A 20,613-nucleotide genomic window follows, 5' to 3' on the forward strand; every position below is an offset into this window, starting at 1 on the left:
TCGACAAAATACGACCTCTATTCAATAGGACTTATTACCTATAATTCAAGGGGTGAAAATTTAAAATTCTATCCATTCCAAAAGTATGTTTAAATAAAAGTAGCCTAATCAAAAAATAACATATTACAAAGGAGTTCATGCCGATGGAAATATCCTCTTTTTTGTTGCCAAAAGATCAAGTCGCCTATATCACTAACTCACTATCCATGCTGGAAGCCTTAGAACAATTAGAACAGCACCATTACACGGCTATCCCTATTATTGATAATGAAGGAAAATATGTAGGAACACTTTCGGAGGGTGATCTATTGTGGAAGCTGAAAAACACAGCAGATTTAACCTTTGACAATATAGGGGAAGTTCCAGTAAGCGACATCCAAAAGCATGTTCATAACGAAAGTGTTCTCATTAATGCAGAAATGGAGGATATGCTGACGCTTGCTGCGGATCAGAATTTCGTTCCTGTGATTGATAATGAGGGTGTATTTGTTGGAATTATTAGGAGAAAAGATATCATTGAATATTACACTCGCAACATTACAGATTAATAAAAAATGACCAATCTCCATTACGGAGACTGGTCATTTTATTTTTCATCAAAATTACAGTTCAGTCAGGATAATCGTTCCTTGTGGGGTAATCGCTAAAGTATGCTCATATTGTGCTGACAATCCGCCGTCAATGGTACGCGCAGTCCAACCATCCGCATCAATTTTTGTTCTGTAACTGCCTGTGTTCAGCATGGGCTCAATGGTAAATACCATCCCCTCTTTAAGACGAGGCCCTCTCCCTGCTGGACCATAGTGAGGTACTTCCGGAGCTTCATGCATTTCTGAACCGATCCCGTGGCCAATAAAATCACGCACTACAGAAAACCCGTTAGACTCTGCATAAACTTGGATGGCATGCGCAACATCGCCAATACGGTTGCCTGCAACCGCCTGCTCGATTCCACGGAATAAAGATTCCTTAGTAGTGTCTAGAAGTTTGGTCGCCTGTTCACTAATATTGCCAATCCCGTAAGACCAGGCCGAATCTGCCAACCAGCCGTTTAAGTTAACAACCATGTCAATGGTTACGATATCCCCGTCTTTTAGCGGCTCTTTTTTCGGGAATCCGTGGCATATTACATCATTTACAGATGCACAGGTTGCGTACGGGTACCCATTATATCCTTTTTGCTCAGGAGTAGCTCCTTGAGACAATATAAATTTTTCTGCAAATTCATCAATTTCCCAGGTCGTAATACCAGGCTGCAAAATTTGCGCAATTTGACGATGACATTCAGCGAGAATTTTTCCCGCCGCACGCATTTTTTCGATCTCTTCCATCGTTTTCATGATAATCATAATATCGCCTCTTCTGTACAGAACACATCGCTCTCGGGCAACGGTTCTTCTTTTGTATTTAGTTTACCCTTTATATTATGAAAGAAAATCGCGAGAAATCCAAATCATTAGGCAAAAAAAATTATATTTTCCTTCCTGAATCTAAAAATAACATCATTTCTTATGAGAATGTTAGATGAAAGACGAGTGCCTTATCAGCAATTTCTCTTATCTTTCTAATAAAACATAAAGTTATTGTTATCGTTAAATTATTTATTATTCCTAAAAATTCCTTTATATGTTATATTCAAAATAACTGAGGAGGTGATACATGCCTGTAATTGAGTGCATTTACTGCAACCACCTGGAGGATACGCATAATCAAAGAAGCAACCCTATTTGATTAAGGAGGAAATGTTGATGAAATTCAGAAAGCATTTTTCGTTCCGGAAAATCAGTTTGTTAGTATTAATTAGTATCCTTACTCTTTCTATTTCTTTACCTCAACAGCAGGCAGCGGCAGCAAACACTTCTGTTAAAGGTTTTTATGTAAGCGGTACCACTTTATACGATGCTACTGGCAGTCCTTTTGTAATGCGCGGGGTGAATCATGCACACACTTGGTACAAAAACGATCTGGCTACTGCAATACCGGCCATCGCAGCGACTGGCTCCAATACCGTCAGAATTGTACTTTCTAATGGCAGCAAGTGGTCTCTCGATACTTTAGCTGATGTCCAAAATATTCTAAAGCTTTGTGATCAGTATAAAATGATTGCCATGCTGGAAGTGCATGATGCTACGGGCTCAGACAACACCTCTGACCTTAACGCTGCAGTAAACTATTGGATCAGCATCAAGGATGCTTTGATCGGTAAAGAAGATCGTGTCATTGTGAATATTGCTAATGAATGGTACGGTTCTTGGAACACTGCAACATGGGCTAGTGGATACCAAGCGGCAATTCCTGCGTTAAGAAATGCGGGCATTAAGAACACTTTAGTTGTAGATGCAGCGGGATGGGGTCAATACCCACAATCTATCTTCACTAGTGGTCAGGCTGTATTTAATTCAGATACCTTAAAAAACACTATTTTCTCAATTCATATGTACGAATATGCTGGAGGTAATGCTGCTACAGTTAAGAGTAATATCGATAGTGCCTTGGCTATTGGAGCCCCTGTGATTATCGGCGAATTCGGTGACAAGCACACGGGTGGAGATGTCGATGAAGCCACCATTATGAGCTACACGAAGGAAAAAAAGGTGGGCTGGCTCGCCTGGTCCTGGTATGGTAATGGCGGAGGCGTTGAATATCTGGATCTAGCCAGCGGTCCAGCAGGAACACTCAGCAACTGGGGAAATACAGTCGTTAATGGAGCAAACGGAACCTTAGCAACCTCCGTGCTTAATAAAATTTACACAACACCTGGTTACCAACCTGTGCCGGATGGTGGCACTACACCAACACCAACACCTACGCCAACAGCTACAGTAACACCAACACCAACACCAACACCTACAGCTACACCTACGCCAACACCTACACCTACACCTACGCCAACAGCTACAGTAACACCTACAGCCACTCCTACCGGCTCGCCATCCAGTAATCTGGCACTTTACTACCGTGCAGCAGATACCAATGCTACTGATAACTCAATCAAGCCCTACTTCAACATCTATAACAACGGAACAACGGCAGTCAATTTAAATGGACTGAAAATTCGTTATTACTTTACTAAAGATGGAAGCGCCTCTCTCAATGGAGTAATCGATTGGGCGCAGGTCGGTGCTTCTAATATATCGGTTGCCCTCGGGTCCACAAGTGGGACGAACGCCGACTCTTACGTTGAGCTTACTTTCAATACTAGCGCGGGCTCCATACCTGCCGGTGGACAATCAGGAGAAATCCAATTACGCGTGCACAAAAGCGACTGGTCTAACTTCAATGAAGCAAATGACTATTCGTTCGATCCAACCAAAGTTTCCTTCAGCACTTGGAACAAAGTAACCCTGTATCAAAACGATGTACTGATCTCCGGTATCGCTCCTTAAACACATAAACCAGCGAGCCTCCCGGAATTGGAGACTTGCTGGTTTTTAAATTGAATCTGTTGTAGCGCAGATGTTGGGATCTTACTAGATTATTGTAGATCAAATGAAGGCTGTTGCTAGATTTGTCAGTCAACGGTGATCTACTGCTGTTAGCCTGCTGCCGGACTGTTACTACTCTGATGTTAGTCTACCGCTGGACTGTTACTACTTTGATGATAGTTTACTGCTGCTCGTCTATTGTTCCGCTAGTCGGTTGCTTCTCTTTTATTTGGCTGTTCTGCGTTACTTCACTATTGCTCCTGCTGTTCTGCGTATTACTCTACAATTGCTCCTACTGAGCTAATTTCACTCTGTCCCACTATCTAATATGACCCTTTCACTACTCTAATGTTAGTCTACTACCGCTCGTCTGCGCTCATCTGCCGTTCTTTACCTTTTGAGCGCTTTGTTGTGATTTTCGGACTCAGATGACGCTATTTTTGCGATTTAAGCCGTTTTGAGCAACTTTCGGACTGGAGAGCCGCTATTCCTCTGAAAAAGGCCTGTTCCTGTCTCTTTTCATCCCCATAACGGCGCTGGTGTCCGAACACTCGGCAAATTGGCAAGATTTCAGGAAATAAGGGCTCCTGAGTCCGTCACCTTGTTAGTCTACTGCCGCTCGTTGCGCTCATCTACTGCTCTACTATTGCTCATCTACTACTCTTCTACTACTCTTCTACAACTCTTCTACTTCTCTTCTGCACTCATCTGCTGCTCATCTGCCGTTCTTTACCTTTGGAGCGCTTTGTCGTGATTTTCGGACTCAGATGACGCTATTTGTGCGATTTAAGCCGTTTTGAGCAACTTTCGGACTGGAGAGCCGCTATTCCTCTGAAAAAGGCCTATTTCGGCCTCTTTTCATCCCCATAACGGCGCTGGTGTCCGAATACTCGGCAAATTGGCAAGATTTCAGGAAATAAGGGCTCCTGAGTCCGTCACCTTGTTAGTCTACTGCCGCTCGTTGCGCTCATCTACTGCTCATCTACTGCTCATCTACTGCTCTACTATCGCTCATCTAATACTCATCTGCTACTCGTCTGCGCTCATCTGCTGCTTATCTACTGCTTATCTGCTGCTCTTTTACTCTTGTCTACCGTTCTTTACCTCTGGAGCATTTTGTGTACGACACGACACCCCGCGCATCTAACTACGACCAAACCACAAAAATCCCGGCAGCCATCAACTGGCCCCGGGACATTTTTAAATCTACTTTCATTTAGTCATGGAAATTAAGTCCAGAGGTAACGGCTTTAACATAATCTGCACGGATCACGAAATCTCCAAAATGCTCGCCTTGTTGACGTTCTTTGGCATATCGGTGAAGAATAGGTTCAAGCGTCTCTAGGATCTCCTTCTCATCTATGTTTTCTTTATACATTTTATTGAGGCGATCACCCGTAAAGCCTGCTCCTAAATACATATTGTATCTGCCAGGAGCCTTGCCGATAAACGAGATTTCACCCAGCGCCGGTCTAGCACAGCCATTAGGGCAGCCGGTCATTCGGATCACAATTTCCTCGTCACGCAAACCAGCTTTATCTATAACAAGCTCCAGCTTATCTATCAGCGAAGGCAGATAGCGTTCCGCTTCAGCCATCGCAAGTCCGCAGGTTGGCAGTGCTACACAGGACATGGAGCTGCGCCGCAATGCAGAAAGATGTGCTCCATCTGTTAGTCCATGCTGTTTAGCCAGCTCAGCTACTTTGCGTTTTTTGGCAGTAGTGACGTTGGCAATCGTTAGATTCTGATTCGGCGTTAGCCGGAAATCTCCAGTATGAATCTTAGCAATCTCCCGCAAGCCAGTCATCAAGGTGTATCCTTCTTGGTCATGAATCCGTCCGCTTTGGATATAAAGTGTCAGATTCCATTTTCCGTTGGTACCCTTCACCCAGCCGTAACGGTCTCCGTTGTGATCAAAATGATAATCACGTGCTGCTTCAAGCTGCCATCCGAGTCTTTCATGCAGTTCGTCTACGAACCATTCCAGACCATGGCGGTCAATTGTATATTTGAACCGTGCATTTTTGCGGACAGAGCGATTGCCATAATCCCGCTGGATTGTTACGGTCTTTTCTGCCACATCAATCAACTGTTCCGGACGGCAAAAACCAATTATACGTCCCAACTGAGGATAAGTACTGGTATCGCCATGAGTCATCCCCATACCGCCGCCTACAGAAACGTTGAAGCCGACTAGCTTCTCATTTTCCAGAATAGCGATAAAACCCAGATCTTGCGAGAATACATCCACATCATTAGAAGGAGGCACCGCTAGACCAATCTTGAATTTACGCGGTAAATATACCGGTCCATAGATCGGTTCTACTTCCGCACGCTCGCCTAAGCTATCTACTACCTTCTCACCGTCCAACCAGATTTCATGGTAAGCAGGCGTACGTGGTGATAAGTGATCACTTACTTTGCGCGCCCATTCGTAGACCTCTGCATGCACCTCTGACTGGTAAGGATTCGGATTACTCATTACGTTACGGTTAACATCGCCGCAAGCTGCCAGCGTCGTCATCAGCGTATCATTAATGCTGCGAATGGTTTTCTTAAGATTCCATTTGAGTACCCCATGCATTTGAAACGCCTGTCTGGTAGTCAGACGTAAGGTTCCATTGCCGTATTTTTGTGCCAGATCATCCATCACTAGCCACTGCTCTGGTGTCGCTACCCCGCCTGGGGCAACTACACGAAGCATGAACTGGAATGCAGGCTCCAGCTTTTGCCGTTCGCGCTCGTTGCGTAAATCCCGATCGTCCTGCATATAGCTTCCGTGAAATTTCAGCAGCCGATTATCATCTTCCGGCAAGCCTCCGGTAATCGGATTGCTTAATGTCTCAACAAGCGCGCCCCGCAGATAGTTACTCTCTTGCTTAATGTGCTCAACATCGCTTGGAGGCCCGCCGATCGGCTTAACCTTTTCATTGTTTGCCATTGTTGTTATCTCCCCCCGAAGTCATTCGATAACTTTCCTCTATCCATTAGTAAACATCACGTTGGTAGCGCTGCGCCTGCTGCATATTATCCAAATAAGCTGCCGCTTCTTCAGGACTCAAACCACCCTCATGCTGGATGACAGTAATCAGAGCAGAATGAACATCATGTGCCATATGCTTCTCGTCTCCGCAAATGTAAATATGAGCTCCCGCTTGCAGCCATTCGTAGACCTCGCGGCTCTTTTCCAGAATGCGATGCTGAACATATACTTTCTCTTCGGTATCACGGGAGAAAGCAACATCCAGCTTAGTTAACAAGCCGTCTTTAAGCATTCTCTGCCAGTCCGTCTGATAGAGGAAGTCCGTCACAAAATGCCGATCTCCGTAGAACAGCCATGATTTACCTTCCGCCCCAAGCTCGCCACGTTCCTCCAGGAAAGAGCGGAAGGGTGCAACACCTGTGCCCGGTCCAATCATAATGATCGGTGCATCAGGATTCGTCGGAAGCTTAAAGTTCGGATTATGTTGAATGTAGATGGGCAACGTATCTCCCGGCTGGACTCTTTCAGCACAATGTACCGAGCAGACCCCATAACGCTCACGGCCATGTGCCTCATAACGTACAGCTCTAACCGTTAAATGAACCTCATCTGGATTAGCTTTATAGCTGCTGGCAATTGAATAGAGTCGTGCCGGAAGCTTGCGCAAAATAGTCACAAAGCTACTGGCCGAACCCTCCCATGGAGAGAAGTCCTGAACTAAATCGAGCAGATCGCGGCCTTGAATATATTCCTTAAGCTGTTGCGCACGTTCTGGCGACAATAGATCACTTAATTGGTTAGAAGAAGATAACTTCGCCGCTTGTTCAAGTAACGGTTTGGTCAATACAGTGATTTCATAGTGGTGAAGAAGGGCCTCACGTAAGGTGCCGTCTTCCCCTTTTTTATTAAAAGGAACAATATCATTAGGATTCCAGCCCATAGTATGAATAATAGCGTCTACCAATTCAGGATGATTCTCCGGATAGACACCCAGCGCATCCCCTGGCTCAAATTGTATGTTAGAACCTTCTAGGGATAGCTCCAAATGGCGGGTCTCCCGGTCAGAACCACGTCCGTTCAGATTTAGATTCTCCAATACTTCCGCTTTAAAAGGATTGTTGCGGGTATACAAAGGCTCCTGAGAATCTGCGTCTTCTGCAGCTTGAACCGCTTTTGCCGCAATGGCCGGAGCATTTAAATGTGCATTTAAGGCACTAATGACGCCTTCAAACCACTCGGTAACCGAATCATCATAATCAAGATCACAATCCACACGTGGACTTAACCGCTTGCCGCCAAGTTCCTCAAGCCGCTGATCGAAGTCCTTGCCGGTCTGACAAAAGAATTCATAGGAGGTATCCCCCAGTGCCAGCACTGAGAACTTCAGATTCTCTAATTGAGGAGCTCTTTTGCTATAGAGAAATTCATGGAACATCCGTGCATTATCTGGCGGCTCGCCTTCACCATGTGTACTGACCAGCAATAGGAGGTTCTCAACCTTCTTAAGCGCATTGGGCTTAAAGCTGTTCATCGCAGTGAGTGTGACCTGAAATCCTTGCTCCTCCAGCTTGCGGGACAAGCTCCCAGCCAGCCGTTGGCAGTTCCCTGTCTGGGACCCAAACAACACGGTCACTTCACGTGAAGCTGCAGGTTGACTAACGGCACTACCTTCCACATTTCCTATCGTATTTGATTGTACTGCTTGAACCCCGGCACCTGCCGATGGTGCAGTAGTAAAGCCCATGGCTGACAAATAACCGCTAAGCCATATTTGCTGTGTCTCCGTTAAGGATGGTAGAAGACGATTGAGTAGCTCGACTTGGCTCTCGTTAAAAGGACTGTTCGTTACCTGTAGTTGCAACAATATCCACCTCTCCTAAACATGAAATCTTCTGATGATCCGTACCTCATGAAATCAGGCTATCACAATAATTGTAAACGATCAATGATGTCGATTTACCCTAATAATTGTATTTTATTGAAAAATCATCTATAAAGTACTTAAAAACCGATCAAAACAGTATGATTTAACCTGTTTTGATCGGTTTCATTATAAAAAGTGATACTATTTATAAAATATTGTGATAAATAAAAGCTATAATTTTTGCTTACTTTCGGGAAACAACACCTCGCCGCTCCCCGTCTTAATCTTCACTATCTCCTCAAGCGTATTCGACAGCTCGCCGGGCGGATAAGGTTTAGTTAAATATTTTTGAATTACATCGTTTAATTGGTTCTTATCCGATTGATCCAGAGCAGAAGAAATAACGATAGGTATATTTTCAGTTCTTGGATCTTCTTTAAGCATTCGGATCAAATCCCAACCATCCAGCTCTTCACCCAACATCAAATCTACCACAATCGCCACAAATGGTGTTTTCAAGGCCTGATCAAAAGCTTGCTGTGGATGGTAATGATGGGTAACACGGAAGCCCTTCCCTTTAAGCTCTTCTGATAAAAGCAACGATAGACTGTAATCATCTTCAACGATCATCACATTAGGCTTGTGCTCTTTATCGGTGCTCCATTTATTAAGCTCATCCTGTTGCCGGCTCGCTTCCGCATGGAGAATAGGAAGGCTAAACCAGACGGTAGTGCCCTCTCCTTCAACGGAATCTATACCGATATTTCCCTTTTGCTTCTCAATGATCTCCTTACAGATGGCAAGCCCGAGTCCTGTTCCTCCAATTCTTTTAGAGGCGCTATTATCCACTCTTCTGAATTTTTGGAATAGCTGTCCTATTTGATCCTTAGGAATGCCAAGACCATTATCCTGGATACGTACAATAATTCTATCCGACTCGTTATGCAGCAGTACTTTAACTTCATTGTTATCAGGCGAGAATTTAATCGCATTACTTAACAGATTCGTCAGAACTTGGACAATCTTATCCTTGTCCACGTCAACATCCGCATTCAAAGCCTCATCCACTAGGAGTACATGATGGGTACTGCTCAGTTTATATTGATCAATTACGCCTAATACAATTTCACTGAGATTCAAATGCTCCGTGATATATTGCTGCTTACCTGACTCCATTCTCTGCAAATCAAGAAAATCATTAATGAGCTCCGTCAGTCGTTTAGCTTCTTTATGAATCGTCTCCAGATATTTAAGCTGCTTCTCAGGCTTCATGGTCTTAGATAATAACAGTTCTGTGAAACCAAGTACACTCGATAGCGGTGTTCTTAGCTCATGACTTACCGTACTGACAAGATCAGATTTCATAAGATCCAGCTCATATTCTCTAGTGATATCTCTGTAGACAAACAATGTACCAATACGCAGTTCGCGACGGAATACAGGGATCGCATACACATCAATATGCTTCATCGATTCAGTTCCAATGGAGTATTGCATGCTGCTCGATTCCAGAGCATCCTCAGCAATCGCTTTTTCAAAAAACATCCGAAGTTCATGATTCTCATTCGAGTGCTCAATGAAATAATCCATCCATTTCTGACGGGGAATCAAAGCTCCTTCTGTCCACTCATAATTAAAAATGTTGCTCAACGCTTTATTCATCTGCAGGAGCATACCTTCTGTATTCACAAATTGTATGCCCTCGTTCACATTATTTACGATGTCCCGATTCAGCTTACGGCCATGTTCAATCTCTTCATACATGAATAAACGTTCAATCGCCAGCGCTACGCGGTTCATCATCCCTTGAACCTCATTAATCTCTTCTTTGCTGAAGGAATGACCAATCCGGCTGCCACAGAACACTGCAAGAATCTCATCCTCTGCGTTCACAACAGTAGTGTAGAAGTCGTAAACATAGACCTCACTCGCAGAAATCCCTTGCTCTGATTGTGTGGCCAGGCGCTTGATTAGGTACGTTTTTTCCGCTTGCAAGCGATATAACATCTCATTATTCTCATGATCAAGATAACGCTCCACATTCTCCTGGGGAATGCCTTTCACAGCCGCAATATTATCTTTCACAAGCAGGAAGAAACTCGAATCAAAGGCATACAGGCGATGCATAAACTCAATAAACTTATCGGCAAATTCATGTTTATCCAAAGTATAAGTAATATCATGATTTAGCTGATTATTAAGTTCAAGCATCATCTTGGTCTGTTCTGTGTTTTTTAACGTTTCGGCTAGCTCCTGCTGCACGCTTTTCATTGAGGTGATATCGTTCGCAATAAGGATGTATTGATAAATCACACCCTCTTCATTCAGGTAAGGCACAATCGTCAGATGCAGCCAGATGGGCAATCCGTCTTTGGCTAGAATCTGCAGCTCATTGTTCCACACTCCGCCTGTATTTAATTTGTTAAAGATTTTCTGATAACCCTCATCAGAGAGATTATAAAGTTCAAATAACTTATAGGTGTAACCGATAATCTCAGACTTTTTATAGCGGGTATATCCACTTAAATTATCATTCGCGTAGGTAAAGACACCTTTAGCAGTAAGGATCCCCACCGCAGACGATTGATCCAAGGCTTTCATCATACTCTCAATTTCACTAAGCGAGCGCTGCAGCCTATATTGCTGATCCTGAAGTTCATCCTGCTGCGCATGCAGCTCTTCATTCTGCATCATCAATTCTTCTTCTTTATCTTGAATACTTCTAGCCATATTTAGAAAAGCATCATAAAGTCGGCCAATTTCATCTTGATTCTTAAGCTTGCCCAGAAGAATTTCTTCTCCTGCAGCCAGGGAATGGGTTGCCCCTTCCAGCTTCAGAATAGGATCTATTAGGTTCTTCAGAATCCGCCAGATCATAAAGGTGAAGATTAGCAGAATAATCGTGCTGAAAAAGAATGCGATAAAGGTAAACTCATTGGCACGTTTGATGTAATCCATAGCCATAGTATTTAATGCGGCATCGGATCGTTGCTTGTACTCTTTTGTATACATTAAAAAATCATTTACTGATTTCGTGTTGCCATCTGCGGATAGAGCTCTCAAAGACACATAATCGTCTGCCTCGACAAACCGAATCGCTTCCGGCAAAACTTTAGTTTTGTACTGAACATAAAATGCTTTCAAACCATCTCTAAACAAGGCTTCTTCCGGAGATAAATTGAGATTAGAATAGGTATCCAGAATCTTATCAAAGTTAACAAGTCCTAAGTTTAAGAGCTCTAATTCATTGTCACTCTTAAGTGCGCTGAATCCCCTCGCTCGGAAAAAAACCTCATTTAACGCAGTCGCCAATTCGTTAATCGTGTCCGCCTTATTTTGCAGAACTTCACGGTCTCTACTTAATTTGTTCTGCTCATTGTTTATGAAAAACAAAAATACAGATCCCATAAGAATGATTAACGAAAAAACCAAGGCAATGATACGAAAATATCTATTTTTAATACTGTGATTAGAGCTGCTACCCTTTGTCACTTAGGATCCCCTCCACAATCTGCAAGAGTTCCATCGGACTAAAAGGTTTTGGCATAAAATAACGTGCGCCTGCATCTACCGCTCGAAGACGATCTACATCTTGGGCTTTGGCTGTTAACATTAAAATAGCTGTAGCCTTCTTTTTCTCATCATCCAGTTGACCTAGGACTTCAATCCCTGTCATTTCAGGCATCATATAATCCAATATCACCAAATCATAATGATCCTGTGACAATTTTGAAAGCGCCTCTAATCCGTTCTCGGCAGTGTGGATCTCCACGTCTTCCAAATCTTCTAAGGTGTCTACGATTAACATTCGTAATACTTCTTCATCATCCACTACCATTACCTTTTGCATAGCTGCCTAGTTCCCTCCGCTTTAGATCTCTCCTGGTGCTCACAACATATTCAGAACCCAATTAGAACAAAAATCTATGAGCCAACCGCTCTATCCTCGACAATAACTCAGGCATATGGACCGGTTTGACTACATAATCATCGGCACCCATCTGCAGGGCATGTACAATATCCGCCTGATTGTTTCTTCCCGTCAACATGATCACTAATATATTTACTTCCGGATACGTTTTGCGGATTCTTTCCAGAACTTCTACTCCATCCAGATCAGGCATCACACCATCCAGCAAAATAATATACTTCTCATCCACGGCATACCAATCCGATTGCAGGAAATCAAGCCCATTCGCATAGCTGCTAACCTTCACCTCAGCAATATTCTCCGGCTCCCAAATGGCGAACTGACTGGTCACAATTCTCCGAATTAGCGTATCGTCATCCACAACAATCACATTCAGAACCGAATGCTTTTTAGTAGTGGATAAATGGTCCGAATAAAGCGTTGTCTGATTCCTTCCAGCATGCTTACTGGCATAAAGAGCCTGATCTGCTTCCTCAATCAATTTATCGGCTATATTCTCGGCATCTGTTACCTCAGAAATCCCGCTAGAGATAGTCACATGAAAGATTTCATTTTTCGCAAAAAAGTCAGTCGCCGCAAACCGCTCTTGAATACGTTGTATAACCAACATTGCAGATTCCGCATCCGTGTGAGGTAAAAACACTGCAAACTCTTCTCCCCCATAACGGCAAAAGGTATCCTCCAGACGGATGGAATTCTTCACAAGCTCGGAAAAGCCCTGCAGCACTTCGTCTCCGATTAGGTGCCCATATGTATCATTAACGTTTTTAAAATAATCCAAATCAATCAGCGCTAACGAAAATACGCGGTTGGTCCGCTTAAAATCACCAATCAGCTGCTTCATGACTTGATTGAAGTGTTTGCGATTAAATGCGCCGGTCAAATCATCGACGATGATGGACTCCTGCCATTCTCTTTTGAGCTGAAAGCGATTTTTGATCAATACCAGAAATAAATCAATATCTACAGGCTTCGGCAAAAAATCCATCACCCCCAGCGAATACGCCTGCATTTGCGTCGCTTTGGAGTACTCCCCACTTATAATGATAATGGGAATTCGTTCTTTTTTAGCCTTGCCGATAATTTGGTTCAACACCTCAATCCCGCTTTTATCCGGTAAAAGAATATCCAGCAGAATGAGATCTGGTTTCGTTTCATAAAAGATTTTGAGTCCCCGTTCAGCAGATAAGGCAATGCTTACATAGTAATTCTGCCTCTCCAACGACTCTTTCAGATAAGCAACTAACTCTACATCATCGTCGATAAGAAGAATATCATTCTGCGTGAGTGTCTCAGCAGGTCCCTTTTTATCCAATGCTTTGACAGAGCTTGAAGCTGCCAATGAATGGACATTAAACAATGGAATCAGTGGATATAAATAATCCCCCCATTCCTCGACTGACCAACTCTTAAGACTGCTTTCCATGAAATAGGGCAGCGTATCCTCGGCAAATTGTTCGACATCTGGTAATCCGACAGTTCCAGCAGTGCCTTTTAAATTATGCAAAAAACGATAAATGTCCTTTTCCTTCACTTCCGCCTGTTCCGTCCATTCCTGGAGGGTCATCTTCGTTCTTTGCTCAACCATGTCTTTATATTTTTGTGTAGTCATATTTACTCCTTCAGACTATCATATCAAACTCTCAGTTCATCACATTTTTTATAGGCTGTCAAATGAATTTTCTATAATTTCAGCTGCCAAAACAAATATTTAATCAAACTGACAAAAAACCTTTGGTTGAAGCTTGTTTCATCATTTGCAATAATAGTTGGAATGGTTCATTCCGTATACACGGTGAAATCAACAAATACAAAGGGAGGCTGTATTCATGAAGGGGATTATTACTGTATTAGGAAAAGATAAAGTAGGGATTATCGCTAAAGTATGTACATATCTAGCCGAACACAATTTGAACATTCTGGATATTTCGCAGACGATTGTTCAAGATTATTTTAACATGATGATGATTGTAGACATTTCTAGCTCAACTAAAGCTTTTGAGAATATTGTAGAGGAATTACATTTGCTTGGCGAATCGATTGGCGTGGAAATCAAGCTTCAGCATGAGGATATTTTTAATATTATGCACCGAATCTAGGAGGATGGCTGACCATGATATCACTAGTGGAAGTACAAGAAACGAATAAGATGATTCGTGAAATGAATCTGGATGTGCGTACCATAACGATGGGGATCAGCCTCATGGATTGTGCCCACACGGATATGCGCACCTTTAATCAAAATGTATATGACAAAATCACCAGATCCGCTGAAAAGCTCGTAAAGACGGGTGAAGATCTGGAAAGACAATTTGGGGTTCCTATCGTTAACAAACGGATCTCTGTCACACCCATCGCTATTGCCGCTGGTGCGGTGAAGACAGATACCTATGTACCTGTTGCTGAAATCCTGGACAAGGCTGCAAAAGAGGTAGGCGTTAACTTTATCGGCGGCTTCTCTGCACTTGTACAAAAAGGCTGCACCAAAGGCGATCGTATTCTGATCGACAGTATTCCAGAAGCATTGGCAGTCACTGAAAGAGTCTGCTCCTCGGTCAATGTCGGTTCCTCCAGAAGTGGAATCAACATGGATGCTGTGAAATTAATGGGCGATATCATTATCCAAACTGCGGAACGCACCAAGGATCGGGATTCCATCGGCTGCGCCAAGCTGGTAGTCTTCTGTAATGCCGTTGAGGACAACCCTTTTATGGCCGGAGCATTTCACGGGGTTGGAGAGCGGGAATGTGTCATCAACGTTGGCGTCAGCGGTCCTGGTGTCATCAAACGTGCGCTTGAAGAGGTTAGAGGGCAGGATTTTGAAACCTTATGTGAAACCATTAAACGGACAGCCTTCAAAGTCACACGTGTCGGTCAGCTAGTTGCTCAAGAGGCTTCCAAACGGATGAATGTTCCTTTTGGGATTATCGATCTATCCTTAGCTCCTACTCCAGAAATCGGAGATTCCATTGCCGAAATCTTTCAAGTCATGGGTCTGGAGGAAGCTGGCGCTCCGGGAACAACCGCTGCTCTGGCGATCCTAAATGACAATGTTAAAAAAGGTGGCGTAATGGCCTCCTCCTATGTAGGTGGACTTAGTGGAGCCTTTATTCCGGTCAGTGAAGATCATGGCATGATTCAAGCGGTTCAGCGGGGTGCCCTTACACTAGAGAAGCTGGAAGCTATGACCTGTGTGTGTTCCGTAGGACTGGATATGATCGCTATCCCAGGAAGCACTACCAAGGAGACCATTTCCGGCATCATCGCGGATGAAGCTGCAATCGGCATGGTGAATAACAAAACCACTGCGGTTCGCGTGATTCCAGTAATCGGCAAGGACGTTGGTGAAATGGTCGAATTTGGCGGCCTGCTCGGATATGCACCAGTTATGGCAGTGAATGGCTTCAACTGCGCGAATTTCGTTAATCGTGGCGGACGAATCCCTGCACCAATTCATAGCTTTAAGAATTAATAGAAACCTCTAACAGCAAGTCCCTATTTGTACTTAGGAGACTTGCTGTTTTTTTATATTCTAAAGCTTAGAATATTAGTTTATCTTGATTAAGCCCGTTGAATGCCGATATTAGGCGTTCCGCCAGTCAAATCGATAAATAATACATAATCATTTCCATCTGTGCCCTTCAGCACGAGACCCGTCTGACCTACAGCACCTACAGAAAAGTATCGAACCTGTTGCAGGCTGGTAGGAGCGCCTGGTGGCAATGTTGCTTGGTTCGTAGCGATCAACCGGGTTGCAGCTCTGATGGTGCCTGCCCCGCTAATTTCACCGGTAACCCCCAGATGACCGAGTATGGATTCACTGCCGTTCACATTTAGGCTTCCCATTATAGTCTGACTACCATTCAAATGCAGATTCGAATCGATAGTCTCATTTCCATTAACGTGCAGATCATTTTGAATGGTCTGACTTCCTGTAACTAGAACGCTATCGAAGGTTGGCAAGGCGATCATCCCTTTCAGGTTTTATAGTATATCTTATGTTAAACAAGCCAGCCCTGTCATAGATAGATATACAGCTTTCACTAAATCCGCTTTTTATCTTCGAGACTCTGATTAATGGTCTTATACCTAAAGTCAAAATAACCCCCTACACATATAATGATTAGCAAGACTCGGTGCTAGAGCGGACGACTGGCTCCACAGAACACAGGAGGAATTATGAAGAAGACAGCTAATAGGCTCACTCCTGAAAGGCCTTCAAGTCACGAAGTCACCATCAGCCAAGTTAATCCATCGCAACACCATAACCTCATCCTAGAGATGAACTCTTATAGAGCAGAGCCTTTGCAACGGGAACTCAAACAATTAAGAATATTGCTGCTGGTTCCTACAGAGGCAAGCGGTAAAATGCCTAATGTACGACTTTTTAAAGATCAACTAAGGCATCTGGTCAAAGAAGTACTTGCTATTAAATTCCAGCATAATCTGGAGGAATATTTAGCCCATTTTCAACCTGATCTAATATTAGCTCTAGGATCGGAGACCCTATTTCCGGAGGAGAACCTCCCTGCTCTGAAAGCTTCCAATGTTCCCAAAGCGGTATGGATGGCAGATGCCGCTTGTCTTACTCCAACAGAACGTAATCTGGCATTGTTATTCGATTATATTTTCACACAGAACATAGCTAATCTGATCTATTACCAGGGTTTATGGGGCAAACACTCCAGCTATCTCCCATATGCTGCGGATACGGATCTCTATTATCCAAGACGTGTGGAGGACTGTTATCAGAGTGATGTACTCATTCTGGGCGATTTTCAAATCGATAGTGTGCTTTACACGTTGGCGTATTCAGACCTACTTCAAGGCCTTAAGGTAATGATCGACGGGCGTGGTTGGGAACCCCCCAGAAATTTCATTGATATCACCCATAGTAAAGATATGTCCAGCTATTATAATGGAGCAAAAATCGTCATCAATTGCACTGGTTCTGTGCAGCAGATTATGGAGGTCACCGCTTGCGGTGTATTTCAGTTAGTGGAGGATCATCCCCATCTTCATAATTACCGAATTGCAGAAGAAGATCTCATTCGTTTCCAGAACTTCAAAGAGCTCTCCGATAGCTTTAAGCACTATTTTTCACATAGTGAAGAAAGAAGAATTTCTGCCTCTCGTGCCCTAAAGGAACTTAAATATAACCATTCTTATATCCAGCAAGGAAAGTTACTGCTGAGAAAAATATTCAAGGAACCATAGGGGGTGACCTGACTTGAAATGCATTGCTTTTGTATTGCCTCAGTTTCATCAGATCTCAGAGAACGATTCCTGGTGGGGTGAGGGTTTTACAGAATGGACGAATGTCAGGAAGGCTGCAGCCCTTTATCCTGAACATGATCAGCCCAAGAAGCCATTAAATAATAACTACTATGATTTAACGGATCCTAAAGTGAAACAATGGCAGGCAGAGACCGCAAAGGCTCATGGCATTTACGGTTTTTGTTATTATCACTATTGGTTTAATGGCAGGCGACTGCTGGAACAACCGGTTCAGCAGATTCTTGCTAGCAAAGAGCCTGACTTCCCCTTTTGCCTTTCTTGGGCTAACGAACCCTGGACACGTAGCTGGGATGGCACCGAAGAGGATGTCCTGATGCCACAGGAATACGGAGAAGAACGGGATTGGCGAATGCACTTTTATGCTTTACTGGAAGCCTTCAAAGATGATCGTTATATCCGGGTGGAGGATAAGCCTGTCTTTATCATTTATCGGTCTGCTAGTATCCCGCACTGTGAAGAAATGCTTCAATATTGGCGCGAATTGGCTCTGCAGAACGGACTTAAAGGACTTCATCTGGTCCGGACACTGGGCGGTTTCCCCCTAAAGAAAGAGCAAGGATTCGATGCCAGTCTGGAATTTGAGCCGCATTACACATTCGCACATGGCGGGGTTAAGCATTTATGGAGCTCAAAGCAGGTGGAGGATCAGAGGCATATCGTAATTGATTATGATGAGTTATGGGAATCTATGTTGGAGCGGACACCCCATAGAGACGGAGAAATCATATATCCGGGAGCCTTTGTCAACTGGGATAACACACCACGTAAAGGCCCTGCCGGACAAAGCACCTTAGGCGCTAATCCTCAAAAATTCGGCCAATACCTTTCACGACAAATTGAGCGCGCCAAAAAAATGTTCAAAAGTGAATATATTTATATCAACGCCTGGAATGAATGGGCTGAAGGGGCCTACCTAGAACCGGATGTACGTTATCAATATCAATACTTGCAAGCCGTTAAGGAAGCCTTACAGTTTCATCACAAAGAAGATCCTTCTTAGCCGTAGCGCCAGAAGGATCTTTTTCATGGTATGTTATCTTTCCGATGACTGCACTCTAGCGCTTCTTGCACTCACCAATCTCCAGCCAGTTAATAAAGCAGCCACTAGACATATCGATGCCGAGGTTACAAACACTACATGCATGCCCTCGATAAATAACTCTGGCCGACCAGGAACTAGCCCTGTCACCCTATAGCCGGCTTTACTGCTCATCACTTGAAAAAGAATTGTAGTAGCAATTGTTATGCCGACAACCATACCCACATTACGAACTAACGAATTGACACTACCCGCAGAACCAAGCTGTGTTCTTGGTACCTTAGACATGACAAGCGAATTGTTCGGCGATTGAAATAAACCACTTCCTATCCCCAGCATAGCGATCCACACACCTACCAGCACAACAGAGCTTCCTACATGAAGCTGTGCTAATCCGAACTGCGCAATAACCATGACCACCAGCCCTGCAAAAGTCAAAAATTCCGAGCCTATTTTATCCGATAGCGCTCCACTCATTGGAGCCACGACTACCATACATATCGGCAACAGCATTAACAAAAAGCCTGCATAGAATGGCGATAAATTAAGCATGTTCTGTGCATAAAACGGCGCGATAATATTGAAGCAGAAATTCGCTGTAAATACGAGAAAACCACATAAGATACTTAAAGAAAACAACGGATTCTTAAATAATGACAGCTGCAACAGCGGTTCTTTTCTGCGAAGCTCCATCCATATGAAAGCAACGAAGCTGACTACAGCAACAATTATTGATGTAACAATTAAGCTGTTACCATATCCAAGCTGTTGACCTAGTAATAATCCTGCGAACAAAGTAATGATAAAGACAGCGAACAGTAAACTGCCCGGCACATCAATCGAAGATTTCACTCTCGTTAAATCCTTAGGCAATACCTTCCATCCAAAAAATATAGCGATCAGGCCAATAGGGACGTTTACCCAAAAGATATACTCCCAGCCTAAGGTGGAAACCATAATCCCGCCTAGACTTGGACCGGCTATACTTCCCAGAGACACGAATGTACCAATGAAACCAAGGGCTTTACCACGCTCCGTGGCAGGAAAGATATCCGTAACAATTCCCTGACTGTTCGCCATGGTCATCGAAGCACCTAAGGCTTGAATTACGCGCGAAGCAATTAAGGCTGGTAAGCTTACACTAAGCCCACACAGCATAGATCCAATAACAAATACAATCGTGCCAATCTTAAAAATTCGAATCTTTCCTACGATATCTCCAAGCTTGCCGAAGAAAAGGATCGCCGCACAGATCGCCATTAAATATCCTGTTGTTACCCATTCGATTTGCGCCATGGGCAGCTTCAGTTGTTTGGATAGCTCAGGCAGAGCAATATTGACAATACTACCATCAAGGGTGGACATAAACGTAAAAATATTCAGAACAATTAAGATCATCCAGCGCTTCTTCTGAATTTCTTTATCCTCCTGATAGGTTGCACTTACAGAACTCATAACTAACACCTCATTAAATATTAATAATCACTGTTTAGTTGCGCACGCAACCAAACTCGCCATACCCAGTGTACAACAATTTAGTTGCGTGCGCAACGACTTTATTGTACACTTTATTTCAAGGCAACAAATGAACGAACATATAACCCAAAGAGGTGTCTATATTGGCAAGAGAGCCTATCGGGAAGCTAATTTCCCATCTTCACCGTCAAAATCAAAAGAAACTGGTTAAGCAATTTGTCCCCTATGGAATCGGTAGTGGTGGACAGCATAGCTTTCTTAAATTGATTCTCTCTCGGCCAGGCATTACTCAGGATCAGTTAACTGCCGAATTGAAGTTCGATAAAGCAACTACAGCACGTTCTGTGAAGCAATTAGAGAACTCGGGATATATCGAGCGCAAAGACGATCCTAATGATCGACGCTCTCACCTTCTATATCCTACCCCGAAAGCCATCGATTTCTTCCCAGTTTTACAGTCCATCTTAGATGAATTTAATAAAAGCCTTGTGGGCCATTTAACCGATGAAGAAGTAGAGCAACTACATTTCCTGCTGCAAAAAATCAGCAAAAACGAAGAATAGAACATAAGAAAAAGGATGTCCCACAGCCATTAGG

At 43.5% G+C, this 20,613-nt stretch carries 15 protein-coding genes; 7 read left to right on the forward strand and 8 right to left on the reverse strand.

What is annotated here, in order from left to right; translation table 11 throughout:
- Window positions 1–143 precede the first annotated feature (143 nt).
- The gene (locus MHB56_RS04370) at window positions 144–548 is read left to right on the forward strand and encodes a CBS domain-containing protein (protein ID WP_038572361.1); all 405 of its coding nucleotides are present in this window, start codon (window positions 144–146) and stop codon (window positions 546–548) included.
- Between the two features lie 54 nt (window positions 549–602).
- On the opposite strand, the gene map is transcribed toward MHB56_RS04370, so the two are convergent.
- Window positions 603–1,349 carry a type I methionyl aminopeptidase gene (gene map, locus MHB56_RS04375; protein ID WP_036685786.1) on the reverse strand — a complete coding sequence of 249 codons (747 nt, stop codon included), beginning with the start codon at window positions 1,347–1,349 and terminating at the stop codon, window positions 603–605.
- Between the two features lie 399 nt (window positions 1,350–1,748).
- On the opposite strand from map, the gene MHB56_RS04380 reads away from it, so the two are divergent.
- Window positions 1,749–3,386 (forward strand): cellulase family glycosylhydrolase, encoded by a 1,638-nt coding sequence (locus MHB56_RS04380; protein WP_341143314.1) that lies wholly within the window; start codon window positions 1,749–1,751, stop codon window positions 3,384–3,386.
- A gap of 1,255 nt (window positions 3,387–4,641) precedes the next feature.
- Here the strand turns inward: MHB56_RS04380 and cysI are convergent.
- The 5 genes from cysI to MHB56_RS04405 form a co-directional block, all read right to left on the reverse strand.
- Window positions 4,642–6,366, reverse strand: a complete 1,725-nt coding sequence (gene cysI / locus MHB56_RS04385; protein WP_076130761.1) for an assimilatory sulfite reductase (NADPH) hemoprotein subunit — start codon at window positions 6,364–6,366, stop codon at window positions 4,642–4,644.
- Between the two features lie 46 nt (window positions 6,367–6,412).
- Entirely contained in the window at window positions 6,413–8,269 is a 1,857-nt protein-coding gene (locus tag MHB56_RS04390) for an assimilatory sulfite reductase (NADPH) flavoprotein subunit (RefSeq protein ID WP_076309288.1), read from the reverse strand.
- A gap of 234 nt (window positions 8,270–8,503) precedes the next feature.
- On the reverse strand, window positions 8,504–11,764 hold the full coding sequence (locus MHB56_RS04395; RefSeq protein ID WP_340976487.1) for an ATP-binding protein: 3,261 nt from the start codon (window positions 11,762–11,764) through the stop codon (window positions 8,504–8,506).
- Window positions 11,751–12,122: a response regulator gene (locus MHB56_RS04400; RefSeq protein ID WP_076130763.1), complete on the reverse strand. Its 372-nt coding sequence runs from the start codon at window positions 12,120–12,122 to the stop codon at window positions 11,751–11,753. Before MHB56_RS04400 ends, MHB56_RS04395 begins: the two co-directional genes overlap by 14 nt.
- Window positions 12,123–12,183: 61 nt before the next feature.
- A complete protein-coding gene (locus MHB56_RS04405) occupies window positions 12,184–13,815 on the reverse strand; it encodes a diguanylate cyclase (protein ID WP_076130764.1) in 1,632 nt (543 codons plus the stop codon).
- A gap of 217 nt (window positions 13,816–14,032) precedes the next feature.
- On the opposite strand from MHB56_RS04405, the gene MHB56_RS04410 reads away from it, so the two are divergent.
- Window positions 14,033–14,302, forward strand: coding sequence for an ACT domain-containing protein (locus MHB56_RS04410; protein WP_036685776.1), 270 nt, complete (start codon window positions 14,033–14,035; stop codon window positions 14,300–14,302).
- A 17-nt stretch (window positions 14,303–14,319) separates the two neighbouring features.
- Window positions 14,320–15,675, forward strand: a complete 1,356-nt coding sequence (locus MHB56_RS04415) for a PFL family protein (protein WP_248548616.1) — start codon at window positions 14,320–14,322, stop codon at window positions 15,673–15,675.
- 89 nt (window positions 15,676–15,764) lie between these two features.
- Here the strand turns inward: MHB56_RS04415 and MHB56_RS04420 are convergent, their stop codons facing one another.
- Window positions 15,765–16,175: a hypothetical protein gene (locus MHB56_RS04420; RefSeq protein WP_248548519.1), complete on the reverse strand. Its 411-nt coding sequence runs from the start codon at window positions 16,173–16,175 to the stop codon at window positions 15,765–15,767.
- A 207-nt stretch (window positions 16,176–16,382) separates the two neighbouring features.
- Between MHB56_RS04420 and MHB56_RS04425 the strand changes: the two genes are divergently transcribed.
- Both MHB56_RS04425 and MHB56_RS04430 read left to right on the forward strand, forming a co-directional pair.
- A complete protein-coding gene (locus MHB56_RS04425) occupies window positions 16,383–17,420 on the forward strand; it encodes a glycosyltransferase family protein (RefSeq protein ID WP_076310482.1) in 1,038 nt (345 codons plus the stop codon).
- A gap of 13 nt (window positions 17,421–17,433) precedes the next feature.
- Window positions 17,434–18,501, forward strand: coding sequence for a glycosyltransferase WbsX family protein (locus tag MHB56_RS04430; RefSeq protein ID WP_076130767.1), 1,068 nt, complete (start codon window positions 17,434–17,436; stop codon window positions 18,499–18,501).
- A 33-nt stretch (window positions 18,502–18,534) separates the two neighbouring features.
- Here MHB56_RS04430 and MHB56_RS04435 read toward each other — a convergent pair whose 3' ends face one another.
- Window positions 18,535–19,995, reverse strand: coding sequence for an MFS transporter (locus MHB56_RS04435; RefSeq protein WP_076278765.1), 1,461 nt, complete (start codon window positions 19,993–19,995; stop codon window positions 18,535–18,537).
- A 164-nt stretch (window positions 19,996–20,159) separates the two neighbouring features.
- On the opposite strand from MHB56_RS04435, the gene MHB56_RS04440 reads away from it, so the two are divergent.
- Complete coding sequence (locus MHB56_RS04440; protein WP_076130769.1) at window positions 20,160–20,579, forward strand: MarR family winged helix-turn-helix transcriptional regulator; 420 nt, start codon at window positions 20,160–20,162, stop codon at window positions 20,577–20,579.
- Window positions 20,580–20,613 lie beyond the last annotated feature (34 nt).

The sequence above is a fragment of the Paenibacillus sp. FSL H8-0315 genome (genome assembly GCF_038005365.1).
Taxonomy (GTDB): Bacteria; Bacillota; Bacilli; order Paenibacillales; family Paenibacillaceae; genus Paenibacillus_AQ; species Paenibacillus_AQ odorifer.

What these genes read in the sequence shown, in the direction of transcription:
- map (WP_036685786.1), bottom strand. Translation starts at nt 1,349, where the DNA reads ATGATTATCATGAAAACGATGGAAGAGATCGAAAAAATGCGTGCGGCG.
- MHB56_RS04400 (WP_076130763.1), bottom strand. Translation starts at nt 12,122, where the DNA reads ATGCAAAAGGTAATGGTAGTGGATGATGAAGAAGTATTACGAATGTTA.
- MHB56_RS04370 (WP_038572361.1), top strand. Translation starts at nt 144, where the DNA reads ATGGAAATATCCTCTTTTTTGTTGCCAAAAGATCAAGTCGCCTATATC.
- MHB56_RS04420 (WP_248548519.1), bottom strand. Translation starts at nt 16,175, where the DNA reads ATGATCGCCTTGCCAACCTTCGATAGCGTTCTAGTTACAGGAAGTCAG.
- cysI (WP_076130761.1), bottom strand. Translation starts at nt 6,366, where the DNA reads ATGGCAAACAATGAAAAGGTTAAGCCGATCGGCGGGCCTCCAAGCGAT.
- MHB56_RS04405 (WP_076130764.1), bottom strand. Translation starts at nt 13,815, where the DNA reads ATGACTACACAAAAATATAAAGACATGGTTGAGCAAAGAACGAAGATG.
- MHB56_RS04380 (WP_341143314.1), top strand. Translation starts at nt 1,749, where the DNA reads ATGAAATTCAGAAAGCATTTTTCGTTCCGGAAAATCAGTTTGTTAGTA.
- MHB56_RS04425 (WP_076310482.1), top strand. Translation starts at nt 16,383, where the DNA reads ATGAAGAAGACAGCTAATAGGCTCACTCCTGAAAGGCCTTCAAGTCAC.
- MHB56_RS04435 (WP_076278765.1), bottom strand. Translation starts at nt 19,995, where the DNA reads ATGAGTTCTGTAAGTGCAACCTATCAGGAGGATAAAGAAATTCAGAAG.
- MHB56_RS04410 (WP_036685776.1), top strand. Translation starts at nt 14,033, where the DNA reads ATGAAGGGGATTATTACTGTATTAGGAAAAGATAAAGTAGGGATTATC.